The 20,952-nt window shown below is 34.0% G+C and carries 21 protein-coding genes; 4 read left to right on the forward strand and 17 right to left on the reverse strand.

Features of this window, described 5'->3' with window-relative positions:
* Positions 1–2: 2 nt before the first annotated feature.
* Positions 3–857, forward strand: coding sequence for a phosphatase PAP2 family protein (locus H0V01_00135; protein ID MBA2581770.1), 855 nt, complete (start codon positions 3–5; stop codon positions 855–857).
* A 151-nt stretch (positions 858–1,008) separates the two neighbouring features.
* On the opposite strand, the gene H0V01_00140 is transcribed toward H0V01_00135, so the two are convergent.
* The 11 genes from H0V01_00140 to H0V01_00190 all read right to left on the reverse strand — a co-directional run bounded on the left by H0V01_00140 (position 1,009) and on the right by H0V01_00190 (position 13,822).
* Positions 1,009–2,172, reverse strand: coding sequence for a hypothetical protein (locus tag H0V01_00140; protein MBA2581771.1), 1,164 nt, complete (start codon positions 2,170–2,172; stop codon positions 1,009–1,011).
* A 346-nt stretch (positions 2,173–2,518) separates the two neighbouring features.
* A complete protein-coding gene (locus H0V01_00145) occupies positions 2,519–3,490 on the reverse strand; it encodes a MoxR family ATPase (protein MBA2581772.1) in 972 nt (323 codons plus the stop codon).
* A 57-nt stretch (positions 3,491–3,547) separates the two neighbouring features.
* Entirely contained in the window at positions 3,548–4,945 is a 1,398-nt protein-coding gene (locus H0V01_00150) for a peptidylprolyl isomerase (protein MBA2581773.1), read from the reverse strand.
* The gene (locus tag H0V01_00155; protein MBA2581774.1) at positions 4,896–5,759 is read right to left on the reverse strand and encodes a hypothetical protein; all 864 of its coding nucleotides are present in this window, start codon (positions 5,757–5,759) and stop codon (positions 4,896–4,898) included. The genes H0V01_00150 and H0V01_00155 overlap by 50 nt, the downstream gene beginning before the upstream one ends.
* A gap of 77 nt (positions 5,760–5,836) precedes the next feature.
* Positions 5,837–7,798, reverse strand: coding sequence for a peptidylprolyl isomerase (locus tag H0V01_00160; protein MBA2581775.1), 1,962 nt, complete (start codon positions 7,796–7,798; stop codon positions 5,837–5,839).
* An 86-nt stretch (positions 7,799–7,884) separates the two neighbouring features.
* Positions 7,885–9,354, reverse strand: coding sequence for an IMP dehydrogenase (gene guaB / locus H0V01_00165; protein ID MBA2581776.1), 1,470 nt, complete (start codon positions 9,352–9,354; stop codon positions 7,885–7,887).
* A gap of 246 nt (positions 9,355–9,600) precedes the next feature.
* Positions 9,601–10,371, reverse strand: coding sequence for an FKBP-type peptidyl-prolyl cis-trans isomerase (locus H0V01_00170; protein MBA2581777.1), 771 nt, complete (start codon positions 10,369–10,371; stop codon positions 9,601–9,603).
* Between the two features lie 114 nt (positions 10,372–10,485).
* Positions 10,486–10,905 (reverse strand): FKBP-type peptidyl-prolyl cis-trans isomerase, encoded by a 420-nt coding sequence (locus H0V01_00175; GenBank protein MBA2581778.1) that lies wholly within the window; start codon positions 10,903–10,905, stop codon positions 10,486–10,488.
* A 502-nt stretch (positions 10,906–11,407) separates the two neighbouring features.
* Positions 11,408–12,268 carry an FKBP-type peptidyl-prolyl cis-trans isomerase gene (locus tag H0V01_00180; GenBank protein MBA2581779.1) on the reverse strand — a complete coding sequence of 287 codons (861 nt, stop codon included), beginning with the start codon at positions 12,266–12,268 and terminating at the stop codon, positions 11,408–11,410.
* Entirely contained in the window at positions 12,269–12,802 is a 534-nt protein-coding gene (locus H0V01_00185) for an FKBP-type peptidyl-prolyl cis-trans isomerase (GenBank protein MBA2581780.1), read from the reverse strand.
* A 6-nt stretch (positions 12,803–12,808) separates the two neighbouring features.
* Positions 12,809–13,822 carry a bifunctional oligoribonuclease/PAP phosphatase NrnA gene (locus H0V01_00190; GenBank protein MBA2581781.1) on the reverse strand — a complete coding sequence of 338 codons (1,014 nt, stop codon included), beginning with the start codon at positions 13,820–13,822 and terminating at the stop codon, positions 12,809–12,811.
* Between the two features lie 122 nt (positions 13,823–13,944).
* Between H0V01_00190 and H0V01_00195 the strand changes: the two genes are divergently transcribed.
* Positions 13,945–14,364 (forward strand): nucleoside-diphosphate kinase, encoded by a 420-nt coding sequence (locus H0V01_00195; GenBank protein MBA2581782.1) that lies wholly within the window; start codon positions 13,945–13,947, stop codon positions 14,362–14,364.
* Between the two features lie 215 nt (positions 14,365–14,579).
* Here the strand turns inward: H0V01_00195 and H0V01_00200 are convergent, their stop codons facing one another.
* Together H0V01_00200 and H0V01_00205 are read right to left on the reverse strand one after the other, a co-directional pair.
* Entirely contained in the window at positions 14,580–14,873 is a 294-nt protein-coding gene (locus tag H0V01_00200) for a DUF721 domain-containing protein (GenBank protein MBA2581783.1), read from the reverse strand.
* 61 nt (positions 14,874–14,934) lie between these two features.
* Entirely contained in the window at positions 14,935–16,056 is a 1,122-nt protein-coding gene (locus H0V01_00205; GenBank protein MBA2581784.1) for a DNA replication/repair protein RecF, read from the reverse strand.
* 155 nt (positions 16,057–16,211) lie between these two features.
* Here H0V01_00205 and H0V01_00210 point away from each other — a divergent pair, with 155 nt between their 5' ends.
* On the forward strand, positions 16,212–16,895 hold the full coding sequence (locus H0V01_00210; protein ID MBA2581785.1) for a tetratricopeptide repeat protein: 684 nt from the start codon (positions 16,212–16,214) through the stop codon (positions 16,893–16,895).
* An 8-nt stretch (positions 16,896–16,903) separates the two neighbouring features.
* Positions 16,904–17,398, forward strand: a complete 495-nt coding sequence (locus H0V01_00215) for a 6,7-dimethyl-8-ribityllumazine synthase (GenBank protein ID MBA2581786.1) — start codon at positions 16,904–16,906, stop codon at positions 17,396–17,398.
* Here the strand turns inward: H0V01_00215 and H0V01_00220 are convergent, their stop codons facing one another.
* The 4 genes from H0V01_00220 to H0V01_00235 form a co-directional block, all read right to left on the reverse strand.
* Positions 17,399–17,839 carry a GNAT family N-acetyltransferase gene (locus tag H0V01_00220; protein MBA2581787.1) on the reverse strand — a complete coding sequence of 147 codons (441 nt, stop codon included), beginning with the start codon at positions 17,837–17,839 and terminating at the stop codon, positions 17,399–17,401. It lies immediately after the preceding gene.
* 41 nt (positions 17,840–17,880) lie between these two features.
* The gene (locus H0V01_00225; GenBank protein ID MBA2581788.1) at positions 17,881–18,123 is read right to left on the reverse strand and encodes a hypothetical protein; all 243 of its coding nucleotides are present in this window, start codon (positions 18,121–18,123) and stop codon (positions 17,881–17,883) included.
* Positions 18,124–18,239: 116 nt separating this feature from the next.
* Positions 18,240–19,928 (reverse strand): energy-dependent translational throttle protein EttA, encoded by a 1,689-nt coding sequence (gene ettA, locus H0V01_00230; GenBank protein MBA2581789.1) that lies wholly within the window; start codon positions 19,926–19,928, stop codon positions 18,240–18,242.
* A 51-nt stretch (positions 19,929–19,979) separates the two neighbouring features.
* Complete coding sequence (locus H0V01_00235; GenBank protein MBA2581790.1) at positions 19,980–20,909, reverse strand: hypothetical protein; 930 nt, start codon at positions 20,907–20,909, stop codon at positions 19,980–19,982.
* Positions 20,910–20,952: the final 43 nt, after the last annotated feature.

Consider the following 20,952-nt stretch of genomic DNA (forward strand, 5'->3'; position numbering starts at 1 on the left):
TCATGAAGCAACGATTTTTTTTCTCAATTATACTCTTAATTTTTTCTGTAAACGCGCATTCGCAAATATCCGTTGATAATTCACCAAGGCTTAGTAAACAATACTTTAAATCAGGCTTTAGTGATATTAAGGACATTGCATTGGCCCCACTTTATATGGACAAAACCCAATGGATAACATTTTGGGCAATTGCTGGAACAGGTTATTTTGTTTATACTCAGGACCTAAGAGTTCAGCAGTTTTCCCAATTACAAAGAACACCAACTTCAAATGGAATTTCACAACATGTATTAGAGCCATTAGGAAGTGGGCTTTACTCCTCAACATTAATAGGTTTACTCTATTTGCATGGGACCTTGGCAAAAAACGACCGAACAAAGCGGGTGGCCCTGATAAGTGCAAAAACTCTGGTAATTTCTGGACCTATTATCCTTCTTTCCAAGGCTGCTTTTTACCGCGACAGGCCCTATTATTCAGAAAATCCTGATCCTGGTAATTGGCACGGTTTTGCAACAGGCTTAAAAGGCAGCACTAATTTCAAGGATTTTAATTACAGTACTGCTTTCCCTTCAGGACATACCACCTCTGCATTTGCAATTGCAACCATTGTGGCAATGGAATACAAGGATAAGCCAATTATCCCCATTATAGCATACTCTTTAGCAACCTTAACCGGGTTGTCAAGAATACATGATAATAAACATTGGGGGAGTGATGTTTTTGGTGGTGCAGTATTAGGATATGCCTTAGCAAGAGTTATTTACAGCAGAAACAATGCAGAATTTTCAATTTCCCCTTATAAAACTAAAAATGAAACAGGATTTCACCTGGTATTACCAATTAAAGCAGGATCCTAACTTATTTGAGGTAATTTTTTTTACATCAAATACCAAAGCGCGACCTTTTAAGAGATAACTTTTTTTTGATTCATTCGTAAATCTTTAAAGTTACTTTAAAAGTCTAATAATTAATGGTCTATAAAGATTTTTATTCCTTGTAAAGCTATTTTCATGCAAACCTTAGGACTACTGACATTGGATTATTTGCATCAGGCATTTCTTCTTTTAATAAAGTATGCACCTCTCCCCCATTTATAAAACTCTGAATCGCTGTTTCATTTATCAGGCAATGGTCACCCTCCTTGTATGTTTTATGAATTTCCAAGGTATTGTTTTCCGGATTAAAATTACCCCAAATATTTGCATCCTTCTCAATAAACAATTGATTTACCTGTTTATAAAATGCTGCGGGAATAATTCTTTCAGGTGTAGAAGAAACAAGCGATGCATCAAAATTTTCTTTGTAATTCAAAATAGCTTTTTCTCGTTTTTTCTTAAATTCAGGTTCTACCTCTTCCCAGGCCTTTTCATGCAATTCATTAATATTAACATATTCAGGATTTCCAAAAACTGCATTTTCAGCAATGAAATTGTAATTCGAAACAGTTTTATAAATGGGAACCAGGTAATCAACAGCTGCAAGTACCAGTGGTGTCTGCTCACCTTTTATTAATTTCATAATTCCGGAATCCACTACATTTAAATATCTTGCTACATCAGTTTTTTGAACATCCTTACCTGCGCCTTGCCCATGAAACATTGCATTTGCCTGGCCTCCCTGACCAGAGTGATGTTGTAAAGTACCCATGTTTTGAGGATCGTCATACATCAAGGCCTCCTGCATTCCCTGAGGAACAAAATCTTCAAGTTCTATTTCATTAATTTCATATTTGGTTGCGGTATATAGCCTAACCTTATCCTTACTAAATGCAAGAAGATAAAAAACACCATTTTCAAAAACTACTGGAAACAAAGGTGTTAGGTGAAAATTACCAGCTATAAGTTCAAAAGAAGTAAGCTCAACAGGAATTTCATAATGATTGAAATAATTATCTGAAATAAAAACGGCTAGCCCTTTGGATTGACGCCTCCAAAAACCTGTATCATTTATAAGCTCTTTTGCTGGTTTAAGCATGTTTTCAACCTTATCTTTTTTTATCCCTTTTTCAATTAACCGGTTTTCAATTTTTTGTATTGTGCTTTTAAAGTTAATCATATCTTCTCCCTCAAAAGTTTCCTTACCAAAAAAATGAGTTGGCAAGTAAATAGAAATACAAATAGTTGATTTTATTGCAGCTAGTTTTTTGATTTCTTCCCTATTAATCATTTCCATAATTTTTCAGTTTTAAGTAATTTAATATTGTGAATCTTAATTCAATTCTCTTTTGAATTTACTAATTTTAAAGCAGAAATCAAACTCCTTAAAACCAAAAAAGGAACTGTCTATTTAAAACAGTCCCTTTTCAATTAATTCATAAGAGTTAATTATATAACAGGTAATGGAGTGAGGAATCTTGGACAAATTGCACGAAATATAATTAAACCGAACTCAGGTTTATATGTATTCCGAATAACATGTGGTTCCTGTAATAGGAGTGGAACTAAACCCAAATTTCAAAAACTGCTTTTTCAGGTTATGAACTTAAGCAAAGTCAAAAAATTTGACTTAATTAAAGAAACTAAAGTAATTCAGCAATAATTTTTTCAATTGAATACCCTTCTGCCTCTGCCTTGTAATTTCTTACAATCCGATGTCTTAGTATGGGTAAGGCTACAGCTTTTACATCTTCAATATCCGGTGAGTATTTTCCGTTAATCGCAGCATGGCATTTAGCCCCTATCACTAAAAATTGTGAAGCCCTTGGTCCTGCCCCCCAAGTGAGGTATTTATTTACCATTTCAGTGGAGTACTCTGAGCCTGGGCGTGTTTTAGAAGCAAGTTTCACTGCATATTCTAATACATTATCAGCTATTGGGATTCTTCTGATTAAATTCTGAAAATAAATAATCTCCTCCTGCTGCATTACCCTGTTTAATTTAACTTCATCCTGACTGGTTGTTTGCCTTACTATGGAGAGTTCCTCTTCATACTTTGGATAATCCAGCCATACATTAAACATAAAACGGTCTAGCTGGGCCTCAGGAAGCGGATATGTACCTTCCTGCTCAATTGGATTTTGAGTAGCAAGCACAAAAAAAGGATTTCCAAGTTCGTAGCGCTTTCCCCCAGTGGTAATGGATTTTTCCTGCATAGCCTCAAGTAGTGCTGATTGAGTTTTAGGAGGAGTCCGGTTTATCTCATCGGCAAGAATAATATTGGAAAATAAAGGTCCCGGAATGAATTTAAACATTCTATGCTCATCCAGAATTTCAGATCCAATAATATCAGAGGGCATTAAATCAGGGGTGAATTGGATACGATTAAAACTTAAACCAAGAACATTTGCAATTGTATTTACAAGTAGGGTTTTGGCTAAACCAGGCACACCTACTAACAAACAATGCCCTTTGCTGAAAATAGAAATCAATACATCATTAACAGTTTCTTCCTGCCCAACTATTACTTTTGAAATTTCACGCTTTAATTCATCGAAACGACCAACAAAAGCATCCACGGCTTCTACATCAGATTTAAATACAGGTGTTTCCATTTATTCTATTCGAGTTTAAAAATCAGGATTATAATGCCTTTAAATATTAAAATATTCTTATTGGGTTTTTTGCTTAAAACTTTCAAAGTTACATGATTTATACTCATCATTTAACTTGAAATAGGTATTTGCAAGTTTTTTATCAATCCAAACCTGGACAACCTGCTGCTTTTTTTCATTCAAAGCGGCTTCCTGTATTTTTTGGTAATCCTCTTTTAAATTTGCTTTGTGAGGCTCCGTACGCTTCTTTAAATACAATAGCCTGTATGCTTGTTTTCCTCCGGGGATTTGCATTAGAACAGGATTTGAAATTTCCCCTATTTTTAATTTATCAATAGTGAAGAACAAGGAAGGCTCGAGTTGATCAGCCTCAAAAGAAGTGGTACCTGTTTGAGGATTGAGTAATAAGCCACCATTGAATTTGGTTTCTTTATCGTCTGAATATAAAGCAGCGGCTTCTGCAAAATCAAGAGTATCTATATTTAATATAAGTGTTCTTATGCTGTCCAGGAAATTTCTAGCAATTCTTAAATCTTCGTTGGAAATCTTAGGAGCAATTAAAATATGCCTGATATTAATCTGTTCCCCTCTTCTCTCAATTAATTCCATAAAATGAAACCCATATTGAGTTTCTATTACAGGAGAAACCGCGCCTTCTTTAAGTTTAAAAGCAACTGCTTCAAATTCAGGAACAAAAGAACCCCTATCTACAAACCCCAGTTCGCCTCCTTTTTTAGATGACCCGGGATCTTCGGAATACAGAACAGCCAGGGTAGAAAATTTTTCACCCTTTATGACTCTTTCACGTATTGCTTGAATTTTTTCCTTTGCCTCAGCCTTGGCCTCTTCACTAATTTTAGGCTGAGCAACAATTTGAGCTACCTCAATCTCTGAACTAACTAGTGGAATACTATCTTTTGGAATACGGTTGAAAAACGCTTTTACTTCCGAAGGAGTAATCGTAGTTTTTGATGTAATAGAACTCTGCACTTGCTGAACAAGCAACTGATCCTTTATTAATTTTCTAAACTCCTCTTTTATTGCCGATAAGGATTTTCCATAATATTCTTCCAGCTTTTTCTCGGATCCAATTTGTTGAATAAAATAACGCAAACGCCTGTCCATTTCCGACTCAACCTGTGAATCACTTATTACAATGCTATCAAGCACTGCCTGATTTAATAATAATTTTTGAAAAAGTATTTCTTCAAGCAATTCACAACGATCAACTTCCGGGCTGCCATTTGGAATCTCCTGAGATTTTACCTGATGCAATTGGTTTTCCAATTCTGATTTCAATACAATATTTCCTCCAACAACGGCTATTACCTGATCAATTACTTTGGGCTGAGCAAAAGTGAGTGCCTGGCATAGTAGCACCAAAACCAAGAAAAGCGAAAAAGCTTTATAATCCTTCAAATATTTCAATATCATTGGCCTGCAGGGCTTTTTCATAAATGTCATTTTTCATTTTATTAATTAACTCTATCTTTCTTTTATTGATAAGAATATTACGGATATTATCCATTTCAAAATTCATTGGTGAAATGCTGTTTTTAATTTTAAATCCTCTAATGTTAACGAAATAATATGAAACAGAGTCTTCTACCTCAACAAATCTGTTGTTTTTTAGAAATTCTTCCTTGTTGTATGTTAAAATAGGTATTTCTTTAAGTAAATCTTCAAAAAGCAACCAATTGTTCTCATCCAGAAAAAAATTCTGTGCAAACTGATAGGCATAATTTTCAAGTGCAATTAAATCAATTTCCTTATTTGATTTATACCACACCTTTACTTTTTCAAGATCAGGAGCACTTTTATCCACCTTTATATAACGAACTTTTATAATATTATCTTTTAATTCAAAATTTTGTTTATTCTGATCATAATAAAACTCAATTTGTTCGCGGGTAACAATTGTGTCAAGGATCTGGTCGATTAATTCTCTTTCAAAAGTATAAATAATCAGCGATCGCTTATAATCTTCCAGTTTCTGTTCGAACATTTTTTGATCCTCACTAAGATTTTTTTCAGCGTGGCTATAAATAAGAGTTTGTCTTATCCAATTGTTAATATAACTGTTGGCCTTTGCAACACTATCTTCCTGACTTAATCCAGGTGAAATTACGCTTTCCAATTCGGTTTTATACAAAAACCTATCATGCACCCTTGCAACAGGTACTTGTTCATCTTTAGGTGAAACGAAATTGCATCCCTGAATAATTAAGCTGAATGATAAAAGGTATATTGTGGTTCTAATACTTAACATTTTGATTCAAAAAAAGATAAGTTTATAGCTTCTGTATGGAAGAAACTATAAACTTATCTTGTTAAAACTTCTTAATCTTATTTAATTAATGAAAGTACTTCCTTGTTAATTGTTACAGGGTATTTGGCCTTAAGTTCCTTTATCCATTGCTTTTCAAGATATGACTGATATTCTGCAGTTACCATACCTCTTGATTCTTTTAGTGTTTTAGGTACCGGTGCAAGTTTTTCATGAACCTGTACAAAAACTACTCTGCTATCTTTATTAATGTCCTGTGAAATACCTGGAGCCCATGTTACAATATCAATTATATCATTCTCTCCTTTTTGAAATTTTCCTGATTCGGCCTTTAGACTTAATTGAGAATTGATATTTACCATTTTTACAATATCATCAGAGGAATAACCTTTCTTTTTTGATTGAGATACTATTTTTCTTGTTTGCTTTGCAATAGTATTATCAGAATTTGAATAAATGGTGGCTTTAACACGCTCATTCCACATAAAATTGTTTTTATTTTCCTGGTAAAAAGCCTCCAATCCTACTGTATCATTAACAGCTTTTGACCATACCATTCTGTCGGTTAGTTCAAACAATAAAATACCATCTCTGTATTCCTGCATCAGGGCTTTAAATTCAGGATATTTTTGCTCCAGCCTGCTTTCTTCATATGAAATAATTTCATTTTCAACAAAAGAATTGTAAAGGAGGATAACAACAACTTGAACCGTAACATCAGGTCTTTTACTTTGATTGGCATCAAGATAAGCAACAAAATCCTTTTGTGTAAATGAACTTTGGCCAATTGTAAATAAAGGTTTAGATAATGATTTTGCACTGCTAGCCTTCCACTCACCAATAAAAAAGGTTGAATCAATGTATTTTACTAGTTCATCTCTGTTCTTAATATTTTCTTTGAAGCCATATTCTTTTTTAATTTTCGATATCAACACTACTCTGCCTAACTGTGATCTGGAATCTTTTGAAATTTTGTTTTTCAATTCAGATTTCATTTCCTCGAATGTGGGGATTTCTTTTTTATCGACCATTTTAACAATATGCCATCCGAACCTTGTTTGAAAAGGCTCTGAAATATCACTTTTGCTTAAAAGTTGAAAGGAGGCATTTTCAAATTCCGGAACCATTCTTCCGGTTCCAAACCAAGGTAATTCTCCACCTTTCTTTGCACTACTTTTGTCATCAGAGTATTGGGATGCCAACTGAGCAAAATCTTCTCCGCTTTTTGCCTTTTTATGAATTTCAACTATTTTTGATTTTGCAGCCTCTGGATCCTGACCTGATCCTTCCTTTGGGTTTTCAACCATTATGTGTGCAACAAGAATTTGTCCCCTTGCAGTCCTTTTATCAAGTACTTTAACTAAATGATAGCCAAAACGAGTCCTAACGGGCATGGAAACTTCTCCAACGGCTGTAATGAATGCTGCTGTTTCAAAAGGATATACCATTTGCATTGCAGTAAAATATCCAAGATTACCGCTATTTTCCTTAGCAGATGGATCTTCAGAAACTCTCTTAGCCAATTCCCCGAAATCCTCACCTTTTAATATTCGCTCCCGGGTTTTAATAATTTTCATATACGCAGCAAGGGTATCTTTTGGAAGAGCTGTTTCACTTACATTTACCAAAATATGACTAGCGCTTATTTCAATTTTATGCCTTTCGTAAGCCTCAGAAAGCAAATTATCATTAACTGCATTATCTGTAAGGTAGGGTTGGGACAGTTGTTTTCTATAACCAGCCAATTCATTAATAAAAGCAGAAGTAGTATCAAGTCCAAGAGATTCTGCTTCTTTAACCTTTAGTTTGAAATTAACAAAAAGTTCAAGATATTCCTCCAATGATTTTTCATCACCTGGAATCTGCCTGTTAGAGTTTTTATTATAAACATTCATGAATTCAGAGAAGTTCACCTTCTTATCTCCGATAGTCATTAAAACCGGGTCCTTTTCCTGTGCAATGACAAATAAAGAAAAACAAGTTAAAAATACAACCCCGGTTAAAACAATTAATTTTTTCATATTCTAATGTTATTTAAGTTTAAACAAATCTTAAGTTTCTTATAAAAATAATTACAATTACCATAAACTCCAAATATGGTTTTTTATTACCTGCTGTAATTGGGAGCTTCCCTTGTAATAATTACATCATGAGGATGACTCTCCCTTACTCCGGCAGCAGTAATTCGAATGAATTTTGCATTTTGCAGGCTCTCTATATCTCCTGCACCGCAATATCCCATTCCTGCTCTTAAACCACCAATAAATTGATAAATCACCTCGGAAAGGTTACCTTTATATGGAACTCTTCCCGAAATTCCTTCAGGAACCAGCTTTTTAATGTCCTCTTCAGCGTCCTGAAAATACCTATCTTTAGAACCTTGCTGCATTGCTTCAATGGAGCCCATGCCTCTATAGGATTTAAATTTCCTGCCTTCATAAATAATAGTTTCACCGGGTGATTCTTCCACACCGGCAAACAATGAGCCAGCCATTATTGTGCTTGCTCCTCCAGCCAGGGCTTTTACAATGTCTCCTGTAAAGCGAATACCTCCATCAGCAATAACAGGAACATTAAATTTCTTTAATGCTTTTGCAACTTCGTAAACTGCAGTAAGCTGAGGAACACCCACACCTGCAATTACTCTTGTAGTACAAATAGAACCAGGACCTATTCCTACTTTAACCCCATCTGCCCCTGCCTCGGCAAGCATTACAGCGGCTTCGGGGGTAGCAATATTTCCAACAACCACCTGTAAATCAGGATATGCAGCTTTTACCTTCTTAAGAGTATCTACAACTCCTTTTGAATGCCCATGGGCAGTATCAATAATTACCGCATCAACACCAGCCTTAACCAAAGCCTGAACCCTATCCATTACATCATGAGTAACCCCAACTGCTGCTGCAACACGGAGCCTTCCAAGTTCATCCTTGCAAGCATTTGGCCTTATCTTGGTTTTTATAATATCCTTATAAGTAATTAACCCAATAAGAACATTGTTTTTGTCTACCACAGGAAGTTTCTCGATCTTGTACTCCTGCAATATATTTTCAGCATTCATCAAATCCTTACCATCACTAGTAGTAATAATATTTTCGCTGGTCATAACCTCCTTAACAGGCCTTGCCATGTTTTTTTCAAACCGCAAATCTCGGTTTGTAACAATTCCAACAAGTTCCCTTTTTTCGGAAATAACAGGAATGCCTCCTATTTTATGTTCTTTCATTATATTCAAGGCATCTGCAACAACTGCATTTACCGGCAAAGTAATGGGGTCCTGAATCATTCCACTTTCCGATCGTTTTACTTTTCTTACCTGATCGGCTTGAGCAGCAATACTCATGTTTTTATGTAAAACACCTATGCCTCCATCCTGGGCAATTGCAATTGCCATTGCATGCTCAGTAACAGTATCCATGGCTGCAGAAACAATCGGAGTATTCAGTTTTATTTTCTTTGTAAAAAAAGAAGAGATATTTACATCTCTTGGAAGTACTTCGGAATAGGCAGGAACTAATAGAACATCGTCATAAGTTAATCCTTCCCCTAAAAATTTTTCAATATGTAAAGACATCAATAATGTTTTAAAATTGGGGGCAAAAATAAGAAAATTTTACTCTTAACTCCTTTAAATTTACTAAAAGGGAATTTAATTAAGGAATTTATTCATTCAAATAAAGCAAAAAGTCAATTATAAAAAACATGAGCCTTATAAATTAGTGCTTTTTTTGGAAATTATAAAATCCCAATTAACATTACCAAAAACAAAAAACCCCTGAAAATAATTCAAGGGTTTTTAATTCTGTTGCTATTATTTAAATTAATGGTTATGTCCATCACCAGGTCGGTGTTGGTGGGAATCAGCTACTTTTACATCAATTAATTCAACATCAAAAATAAGTAGAGCATTTTCAGGAATTACTGGTGGAAATCCTCTTTCACCATATCCAAGAGTATGTGGCACAATTAATTGTGCCTTTTCACCTACTTTAAGCTTAGCTATTCCTTCATCCCATCCTGCAATTACTCTACCCTGCCCCAATTGAAAGGTAAATGGTTCGCCTCTTTCAACGGAAGAATCAAAAACAGACCCATCGGATAAATAACCTGTGTAATGTACATAAACATTGCTTCCCGCAGTAGCAGCTGCTCCCTTAGTTTCATTGATTTTAATATATTTAAGTCCAGATGAAGTGGTAATTGTATCTTTTCCTTTTACATCAAAAGGTTTTGGTTTTTCAACAATGCTAAGGAGCTCAACTTCAAAAATCAAGGTTGAGTTTGAAGGAATTTTCCCCATGTTTCGTTCACCATAACCTAATTTAGAAGGAATAGTGAAAATCGCTTTATCACCTACGTTCAAAAGAGCAATTCCCTCATCCCATCCTTTAATTACCTGACCTGTACCAAGTTTAAATTTAAAGGGTTGGTTCCTAAAGAGTGAACTGTCAAAAACAGTATCGTTGGTTAATTTACCGGTATAATGAACGAAAACCATATCACCTGCTTTTGCACGAATGCCTTTGCCCTCATGAATGATTTTATAGGTTAGCCCCGATTCTGTTGTGAATTCTTTATTTAATAAAGACATGGTTTTTTTCTCCTTTTTTTGTTTTTTTTGTTTTTCTTGAGCCTGAGCAGTTGCTGCATTTATAAAAAGAGCAAGGATAAGCACTGAAAATATTTTATACATAAAACTTAAGTTTTAATTAACTTCCTTTAATTCAACTTCAAAAACAAGAGTGGTATTAGGAGGAATAATTCCACCTGCACCACTTTCACCATAGGCAAGATTTGATGGTATTATTAATGTAGCCTTACCTCCAACATTCATGTAGGAAATACCTTCATCCCATCCTTGAATAACCATTCCGGCACCTAATTGAAAATCTAAGGGTGCATAAGGTCTCTGAGGATCAAAAACATTGGCTTTTTTAGCCTCGCTTTCAACACTTGTATCAAAAACAGTTCCGTCCAGAAGTCTTCCGGTATAATTAACCTTTACCATTTTACCTTTTTCCGCCTTTTTTCCAGTTCCTTTTACTGTTTCAATATAATAAAGTCCTTTGGGTGTTGGTGTTTGAACAATATTATTCTTTTCCAGATATGCGGTTAATTGACTCATCTCCTGCTCGCGCATCTTTTCAATTCTTGCTTCTTGTTCTGCTTTAATATCCTCTGCTGATTGTAAATTAATTACTTTCACCTCAAATCTAAGTTTGCTCCCTTTTTCTATGAATTCAGGAACATCAATTTTTACATTTTTAACAAAAAAAGAATCTGCATTCACAAGAAATGAAGCGCTATCGCCTATTCCAAGCATTGTAAATCCTTCAAGAATGTCACCGTTATATTCTGATTCCATAATTTTAATGGACATTGGTTGACCAGTAACTCTTGAATCAAAAAGTAAAGAATCGTTTTTTGTGTAATAAACAAGATCGATGCTAATAAAATCACCAATTTTTGCCTGTCTTGCATCCTCAACTTTTAAAAGATGCTTGTACAAAAGGCCTGTTTCTGTTTCTTTATAGCCTGGAAATTCACCTTGACATGACACTAGCATTGCAGGGGCTAACAACAATGGAATAAATTTTTTAAATTTCATTTTTTGTTTTTTATAAATACTAATTATTAACTCTTAAAATCTCAACTTCGTATATTAAAGTTGTGTTCGGTGGAATAATTCCTGTTGAGGAACCACTTTCCCCAAAACCAAAATGCGAAGGTATAATTATTTTCGCTTTTCCTCCATTATTCATTTTTTTTATTGCAATCTCCAACCCGCTAATTACCTGTTCGGAAGTACCTAAAGTTAAATCAAAAGATTTTTTATCCGCAAAGGTATCGTCAAATACTTCTCCATTTAAGAATGAACCCCTATAATTTATAGAAACCTTCATCCCTTGTGTTATTTTTTTTCCTTCACCTTTTTTTTCAAAAATCAAATATATCCCATCTGAATAGGATGATTCTGAAATATTATTTTCTTTAATGTATTTTTTTAAAATTTTATGTTCGTGATCACTTTTATGATTTACCCATTCTTTTAATTCGATTTGGTGTTTAAGGTATTTTTCTGCTGGAATAATTTCAACAATTTTAATGTTTAGGATAACCTTCTTAGGTTTGCCCACCGAATCAATAATAAAAAAACGTGCAGCCTCATCAAAGGGAAAAATAAACGCAGCACTGTCTCCCTTGTTTAACATTGTAAGGGCTTCTTCAATCAGGCTTTCTGGATAATTGAAATTTAACTGGAAAAATTTTTCATGGGTAACTGCAATGGAATTTTTATTTTGATTAATTGGAATTGCTTGATATTTTATTCTAAGGTAATCAAACTGCTTAGGCAAATTACCAGTTCCCAAATGAAAAAACTTGTATTTTAAACCAGATGATGTTTGTAAAAAGCCTTGCGGCTTGGAAAAGCAAGAAGAAAAAACAACAATTAAAAGGCAAAAGCTATAACGAGTATATTTAGACACTCAACGTAAACTTAAAAGTTCAACATTATAAACAAGTGTTGCTCTTTGAGGAATTTTATTTTCATCACCCAAAAGACCGTGAGCCAAATGTGGTGGCAATATAAAAACTCCCTTTTCTCCAACACGCATATAAGTTATGCCTTCATGCAATCCACTTTCAACATTAGCCTGACCGATTAAAAATTCTTCCGGACCATTTTCATCAGATGAATAGCATAAAGTACCATCAAGAAGCGTTAATTTAAAATTCAAAGTAGCGTATTGTCCTGTTTTGGCTTTTTCTCCTATCCCCTTGCCTGAAATAAAATACCTTAAACCAGTACCGGATTCCTGCATAGGAATTTTATGCAACTTAATATAATTTTTTATTTGCTCGTCATCTTTTTTGACCATGTTCTTATTAGCAGCTATCAACTTTTCCTTATACTCAGCTTCTGTGGGTCTGTTTTTATTATTTGATTGATTTTCAGAACAATCCGAAAGAGTGACAGCAAGCATAAAAACGAGGACTATGGTATGAAAACGATAAATCATATACATTTAACTTTGAAGCGCGTTTCTGTATTGTGGTAACAAGGAAATGAACTTTAAAACTGTTTCATCCATTGTTAGTTCAGACATACCTCCTGCCGCATTGCCATGTCCACCACCATTGAAGTGGTTTTTGGAAAGTTCATTTACCGAAAAATCACCTTTTGAACGAAATGAAATACGGATATATTCCTCGCCTTCAGTAAAAAAAGCAGTCATTTTTATTCCTTCAATAGATAAAGGATAATTTACAAAGCCTTCAGTATCCCCTTTTTTATAATTGAATCTTTGCAACTCATCTTTAGTTAAGGTAATTAAAGCGGTATGGAATTCTTCAAAAACCTTGAGCTTTTCACTCAGGCAATAGCCCAATAATTTTAATCTGCTTTCAGTATTGGTGTCATATACTTTTTCATGAACCATTGAATTATCTGCTCCAGCTTCAATTAAATGAGCAATTACATGATGGGTTAGGGCTGTAACTGAAGAAAAACGGAATGATCCGGTATCGGTCATAATACCTAGATAGATGGCGTCAGCTATGGCCTTATTTATAATATCTTTATCACCCATTGCTACAATAAATTCATAAACCATTTGAGCTGTAGAACTAGCAAAGGTGTCCGAAATAGTTACATCTGCAAAGTCCTCGGGTTCTAGGTGATGATCAATAATGATTTTAATGGCATCACTAATACCGATAACTTCTCCTAATTCATCAATTCTTTTTAATGAATTAAAATCAAGGCAAAAAACAACATTCGCTTTGCTTATTATTTCTTTTGCCTTTTTAGCTTTAGTTTCAAAATTAATAACTTTATTATTACCGTTGAGCCATTTTAAAAAATCAGGATAATCATTTGGTGTTATAACAGTAACATGGTGGCCTTTAATTTGCAAATAATTATATAAGGCAAGCGAAGAGCCTATTGCATCCCCATCGGGGTTTTTATGTGTTACAATAACAATATTCCGGGGAATGGATAAGGTAGCACTTACTTTATTTATATCTTTTTTGTTCAAGGAGGATTTATTTTGGTTATTCAACAAAAATAGAAATAATAGACGGGAAGGCACAAATTATTTTTCTATTTTCGCAACTTGAAATTTTTAAAAACAATTATAATTAATCAATAAAAACAAGAATGGCAACTAACAGAACATTTACAATGATAAAACCAGATGCGGTTGAAAACGGATACATCGGTGGAATCTTAGACATGATTACCGGGGCTGGTTTTCGCATCGTGGCAATGAAATATACCAAATTAACAAAAGATGCAGCAGGTAGTTTTTATGAAGTTCATAAAGAAAGACCATTTTATGGAGAGCTTGTTTCTTATATGTCAGCAGGAGCAATTGTGGCAGCTATTCTAGAAAAAGACAATGCGGTTGCTGACTTTCGTAAATTAATTGGAGCAACTAACCCTGCCGATGCTGAAGAAGGAACAATCCGGAAAAAATATGCTAAATCTATTGCTGCTAATGCCGTTCATGGTTCCGACAGTGATGAAAACGCACAAAATGAAGGCAACTTCTTCTTTTCTATGTTGGAAAGACATTAATTAAAAAACCCATTACAATTTGTTTTTTAAATGTTATCCCGATTTATCAGGAGCCATATTAAATTTATTCGTGTTTATACACGGTTTTAGCATGTCTATTTCAAAAAAAGAGGCTGTCTCAAAAATAAAATATTGAGACGGCCAAAATTATTAACAAAAAAAGAGGCTGACCATTTGGAACAGCCTCTTATTTTTATTGGTATTTCACTCAGATTTTAACGGATATCCACATTTTCAACTACAACCATTCCCGCCTCCTTATTAATCAAATCCTTTATCTTTTCTTTTGAATAAGATAATTCATCCTTTAATGCAGATGATTCAATTTTCAAATAAAGGGTTTTATTTTTTATGACTATTTCTTTGGTCCGTTTTGCTACAGTAACCCCCATTAATTTTTCCCAGGATGCCACAGCAGATACTTCTGCTAACTTAACATCTATACGAAATCGTTTCAAAAAATCCGTAATGGCCTCTCCTATAGATTGCTGATTGCTGCTTCTTTTCATTGATTTTATAAATATGGCTCCTGTGGAGCAAACCTTTTAATTGCTTTTAAGCCTATTGTGCTTAAATAGTACTTGTTTTAAGCTCCTCCACTACAGTTCCTTTATCTATTTTGAACGTTTTAAATGGCAGTTGCAAATTAAATAAAATTTCAGAAATACGCTGACTGTTTGTATCCGTAATAAAAATTTGGCCAAAATCATCCGAACCAACTATTTCCATGAGCCTGGCAACCCTTTTTTGATCAAGCTTATCAAATATATCATCAAGCAAAAGCAAAGGTAGCGACTTTTTTATTTTTTTAAGGTATTCGAACTGGGCTAGCTTTAATGCCAGCAAGAATGTTTTTTGCTGACCCTGGGAGCCCATCTTTTTTATTGGAAACTCATTAATTTTAAATACAAGATCGTCTTTGTGAATACCACAAGTAGTATATAAAACATTGCGATCCTTTGGAAGACTTTCCAAAAGAAGGCTTTGAAAACTGTTTTCATTTAATTTTGATTCGTATTCAATCCCTACTGTTTCATTATTGCCAGAAATATGAATGTAAAATTTTTGAAAAAGTGGAAGAAACTCCCTGATAAAAGCACCTCTTTTTTTATTAATGTATTCCCCGGCAGTGATGAGTTGTGCATCCCAGATTTCAAGGGAATCCTTATCAAAGTATCTTTTTTCGTTAAAATTCTTCAGTAAAGCGTTCCTTTGACTTAGTATTTTATTATAGGTAATTAGCTTTTCAAGGTAAGTTTTGTTGTGCTGAGCAATGGCACTATCCATGAATTTCCGTCTGAACTCACTTCCATCTGTAATAAGTTCAGCATCAGCAGGTGAAATCAAAACTAAAGGAATGAGTCCAATATGATCTGCTAGTTTACTGTATTCCTTTTGGTTGCGTTTAAATTTTTTCTTTTCATTACGCTTCAATCCACAATATATGTTTTCAGTATTTTCTTCATTAATAAATTCTCCCTGTATTACAAAGAAAGGGGCATCATTTAAAATATTTTGAGAATCAATGGGATTAAAAAAGCTCTTACAAAAGCTTAAATAATGAATGGCGTCCAATAAATTTGTTTTTCCTTGGCCATTATCTCCCACAAAACAATTAAACTTAGCAGAGAAATTAATATCCGCTTCGGAATAATTTTTAAAATTGATCAGAAAAAGCTTGTGGAGCTGCATAAAAATTTAAAGTTTACAAAACTAGTTATATTTTTTTGTTGAAATCCTCGTTTTAACAAGAGTTTTATATTATTTATACACTAACTCATAAAATAAAGTGATTCATATATAAAAAAACTTATTTTTGCACTTTCCAATAAAAACTGATTAAGGTTATGTCTAAAAAGAATGAAGAACAAATAATAGATGTTGAAGAAACATTAAGCTCCTGGGAGAAAAAATTAGAGGAGAACAAAAAAAGCTATAGTATTATACTTGGCTCTATAGTAGCCATTGTGGTTTTATATTTTGCCTGGGCAAAGTTATATGTCGCGCCACAAGAGGCAGAGGCTCAATCTTACATGTTTTATGCCGAGCGTTATTTCACAAAAGATTCGCTGGATAAAGCTATGTTTGGGGATGGAAATCACCTTGGTTTTAATGACATTATAGACGATTACGGAGTAACCTCTGCAGCAAACCTTTCTCAATATTACATGGGAATTGGTTATTTGAGAAAAGGTGAATTCCAAAACGCGATTAATCATCTTGAAAAATTTAGTTCTGATGATCAAATGTTAAGTTCTATCTCACAAGGAGCAATAGGTGATGCTTATGCCGAAATGGGAAAATTAGAGGATGCTGTTGATAATTACTTAAGCGCGGCAGACAAAAACAGCAACAAGTTCACCTCGCCTATTTATTTAATGAGGGCCGGAATTGTTTATGAAGAACTTGGCAATTTCAGCAAAGCTGTGGAAGTATACAGTAAAATAAAAGAAAATTATCCTGATACAAATGAGGGAAGAGAAATAGAAAAATACATTGCAAGAGCACAATCCGCAATTGCAGCAAAATAAATTTCAGATTGGCAACAGCACTAAAAAACCTTTCAGATTTCAGTCATACCCAAGTTCCATCTGCCCTTGGTATGCGTTTTGGAATTGTTGTGGCCGAATGGAATGCTGAAATAACAAATGCTCTTGCCAAAGGTGCTATTGATGCGCTTTTAAAATATGGAGCTGTTAAAAAAGAGATAAGTATTAAATATGTGCCCGGAGCTTATGAATTAGCTCTGGGTGCACAATTTTTCCTGGAATTCGAACAACCTGATGCAGTCATTTGTCTTGGTTGTGTAATACAAGGAGATACCAAACATTTTGATTTTATTTGTGAGGCCGCCTCAATGGGTATTAAAGATTTGAATCTAAAATATAACACTCCGGTTATTTTCGGAGTTTTAACCCCTAACACATACGAACAAGCTCAAGAAAGGGCAGGAGGAATTCACGGAAACAAAGGTGAAGAAGCCGCAGTTACTGCCATTAAAATGAGCACGCTTAAAAGGAGTTTTAAAATTTAACTATTTTTTGGTTTTACCCATATAGTTCATTGTATAATGAGCTATGTTGCATTCGTGAAAAATTTCTCCTTCTTCTATAAATTTCTGACGTTTATAAAATTTTACTGCGGGAAGTTGGGCATGCAGATAAATTCTTTTTCGAAAAGGTACAACATCTTTTAAAATTTCTTTTAAAATACAATGGCCTATTTTCTTACTTCTAAATTCTTCAAGTACGGCAAACCTTTCCAGTTTGATTCCGTTTTGAGTATGCCTCCAACGTGCAGTGCCCACAGGAGTTCCATCATGAAAAGCAAGATAGTGCTGTGAGAATTTTTCAAATTCATCAAACTCATCCTCTGCTCTAACATGCTGTTCCTGGACAAATACTTTCTTTCGGATATCAAAAGCGAATAAGGCAAGATCAGAGTTAATGCTAATGAACTTTTTAAGGTTAATCATAAGAAAGTTTGAATGATTTCAGTATGAAAAAATTCAATGAATCAATCATTGTATTCTTGATCTTCATCATTTAAATCATCTCTGTCAGAGTCATTATCCTCTGATTCAATATCCGAAAATGGTTCATCTAAGAAGTCATCTTCATCCTCTGAAAAAAGAGAATTTTTCCAGTTTTTGTGTAATTTTTTTTCGGCAACCTTTAGTTTAGGCCCCTTTTTTAATCCATCAATATCCTGTTTCTTTTTTGATGAAACATTTTTAGGATCTGATTTTTGATTTTTCATATTCGTAAAGCAATATATTTTTCAACAATTATACAGGAAAATTTAACACATAGTTACACTAATAAGCAATAATTTTCATAACAAAAAAAAATAAAAACCTATTGCCAATTATCTTCTTACCCAGCAATCAATTTTTTATAGCGAAGACGTTGTGGATTTACATCTCCAAGTCTTTTCTTTTTATTTTCCTCGTAATCAGAATAAGCACCCTCAAAAGTATATACTTGTGAGTTTCCTTCAAAGGCTATAATATGGGTACAAACTCTATCCAAAAACCAACGATCGTGAGAAATAATAACAGCACAACCTGCAAAATTTTCGAGCGCTTCCTCTAAAGCTCTTAAAGTGTTAACGTCAATATCATTTGTTGGCTCATCCAAAAGCAAAACATTTGCTTCTTGTTTTAAACTCATGGCAAGGTGCAACCTGTTTCTTTCACCACCGGAAAGCACACCACATTTTTTACCCTGATCAGCCCCATTGAAATTGAATTTAGAAACATATGCTCTGGAATTCATTAATTTTCCACCTAATTCAATATTTTCATGTCCACCTGAAATAACCTCCCAAACCGTTTTTTCAGAATCAATGGAAGAATGACTTTGGTCAACATAACTTATTTTTACTGTTTCGCCTACTTTAAATGATCCATTATCAGGGTTTTCCTGGCCCATAATCATTCTGAAAATAGTGGTTTTTCCCGCACCATTTGGCCCTATTATTCCAACAATACCAGCAGGAGGAAGAGAGAAATTAAGGTTTTCATAAAGCAATTTTTCGCCATATGCTTTTGAAACTGAAACAGCATCTATAACATTTGTACCCAGCCTTGGTCCTGGAGGAATAAAAATCTCCAATTTATCTTCTTTGGATTTAGTATCCTCACTCATTAATTTATCATAAGCACCTAACCTGGCTTTTGATTTTGCTTGTCTTCCTTTTGGATTTAATTTCACCCATTCCAGCTCACGTTCAAGAGTTTTCCTTCTTTTACTTTCCGTTTTCTCTTCCTGAGCAAGACGTTTTGTTTTTTGATCTAACCATAAACTGTAATTCCCTTTCCATGGAATACCTTCTCCCCTGTCCAATTCAAGAATCCATCCGGCCACATTATCAAGAAAATAACGATCGTGAGTAATGGCAATAACTGTTCCTTTATATTGTTGCAGGTATTGTTCAAGCCAATCAATTGATTCTGCATCTAAATGGTTTGTTGGTTCATCCAAAAGCAAAATATCCGGTTGTTTGAGCAAAAGCCGGCAAAGTGCTACCCTTCTTCTCTCTCCACCAGAGAGTACTTTAATTAGCGTATCTGCTTCAGCACAACGCAATGCATCCATTGCCCGTTCAAGTTTATTGTCTAGTTCCCAAGCATCAGTCTGTTCAATTTTTTCCTGTACAACAGCTTGCCTGGCCATTAACTTATCCATTTTTTCGGGATCTTCAAGAATTTCAGGATCACAAAACCTTTCATTGATGGTTTCAAATTCCTTAAGCAAATCAATTGTTTCTTGTACACCTTCCTGAACGATTTCTTTTACTGTTTTGGTTTCATCCAGTTTGGGCTCCTGTTCCAGGTAACCTACCGAATAGCCAGGGGAAAAAACCACTTCTCCATTGAAAGATTTTTCTTCACCTGCAATAATTCGCATTAGAGTGGATTTTCCTGAACCATTTAAACCAATGATCCCAATTTTTGCTCCATAATAAAATGACAGGTATATATCTTTTAAGATTTGCTTATTTGTAGATAAAGTCTTACCGACCTTTACCATGGAAAATATTATTTTTTTATCGTCTGACATTATTTGAATATTAAAAAATTATTTGAATTCATAGTCCTTTCAAGCTATTAACTATTTATTGAATTGCTTAAAATCACTTTCCAACAATCCCTCAGGAGTTCCTTTAGAAATTTTATGTTCACTTATATAAAGCAATTCTCCACCTTTTGCAGATAAAATATATTTAAGACAAGTTCCAGTATTTGAAATTTTTTCAGGCCCTATTTTATGAAAATAGAGAACATTAGGATCTTGCTTTTTAATGGCGGTATTGATTTGTTTTTGATCAACAATTTTCACTTCACCTTTAAATATTTTAGCAATTGCCTCCTCACTGTATACCTTTGCGGTTAAATCTTCTGCTAATACATAAAGCACACCATCTTTAATTTCCTTTGTTTTGCTATTGTAATGACTTAACACTTTCTTTTGTTCAGCTATTCCATTTGTAAAAACAAATTCAATGTGGTTTTGAAGGAACTGAACAAGACCAGGTATTTTGTAATTATAATACTGGTCAGAAACATTATCGAAGGAAAGAGGAAGAGCAGCAAGCCATTTCATTTTACCAACTTTTTTTGCTTTTTTATCACCTTGAGCTATAATCAAATAATTTAATGTAATGGGTTCCTTATCTTCGGTTTTATGCTTTGCAGCAAAAAGAAAATACGAACCTACATCAAATTTTTTTTCTTCAAATTCAGCCTCTGTAATGTATTCGAATTTATTGATCTTCCATAAATTTTTCATTGCAAAACGCATCGCTTTGTTATATTCCGATTCTACATTTTCAACCATTTCTTTGTTTTCCGTTTCTACTTCAGTTTCATTCACCACTTTTGTGTATTTTACATTTGTAGTTGTAGTGTTACCTTGAAGTACGACATATAAAACTGCTTTTTTAAAAGCAGAAACCTCGCTGGAAGAAGCTGTAGAGATTTGAGAAAATGTTTTGTTATGAATAGTTAAAAGAACAACAATAGAAAGAAAAATATTTTTCATGTTTATTTATTTGTTTAAATAGATTATACAAAGTTTAAAGTTA

It is taken from the genome of Bacteroidota bacterium (assembly GCA_013696965.1).
In the GTDB taxonomy this organism is placed as follows: domain Bacteria; phylum Bacteroidota; class Bacteroidia; order JACCXN01; family JACCXN01; genus JACCXN01.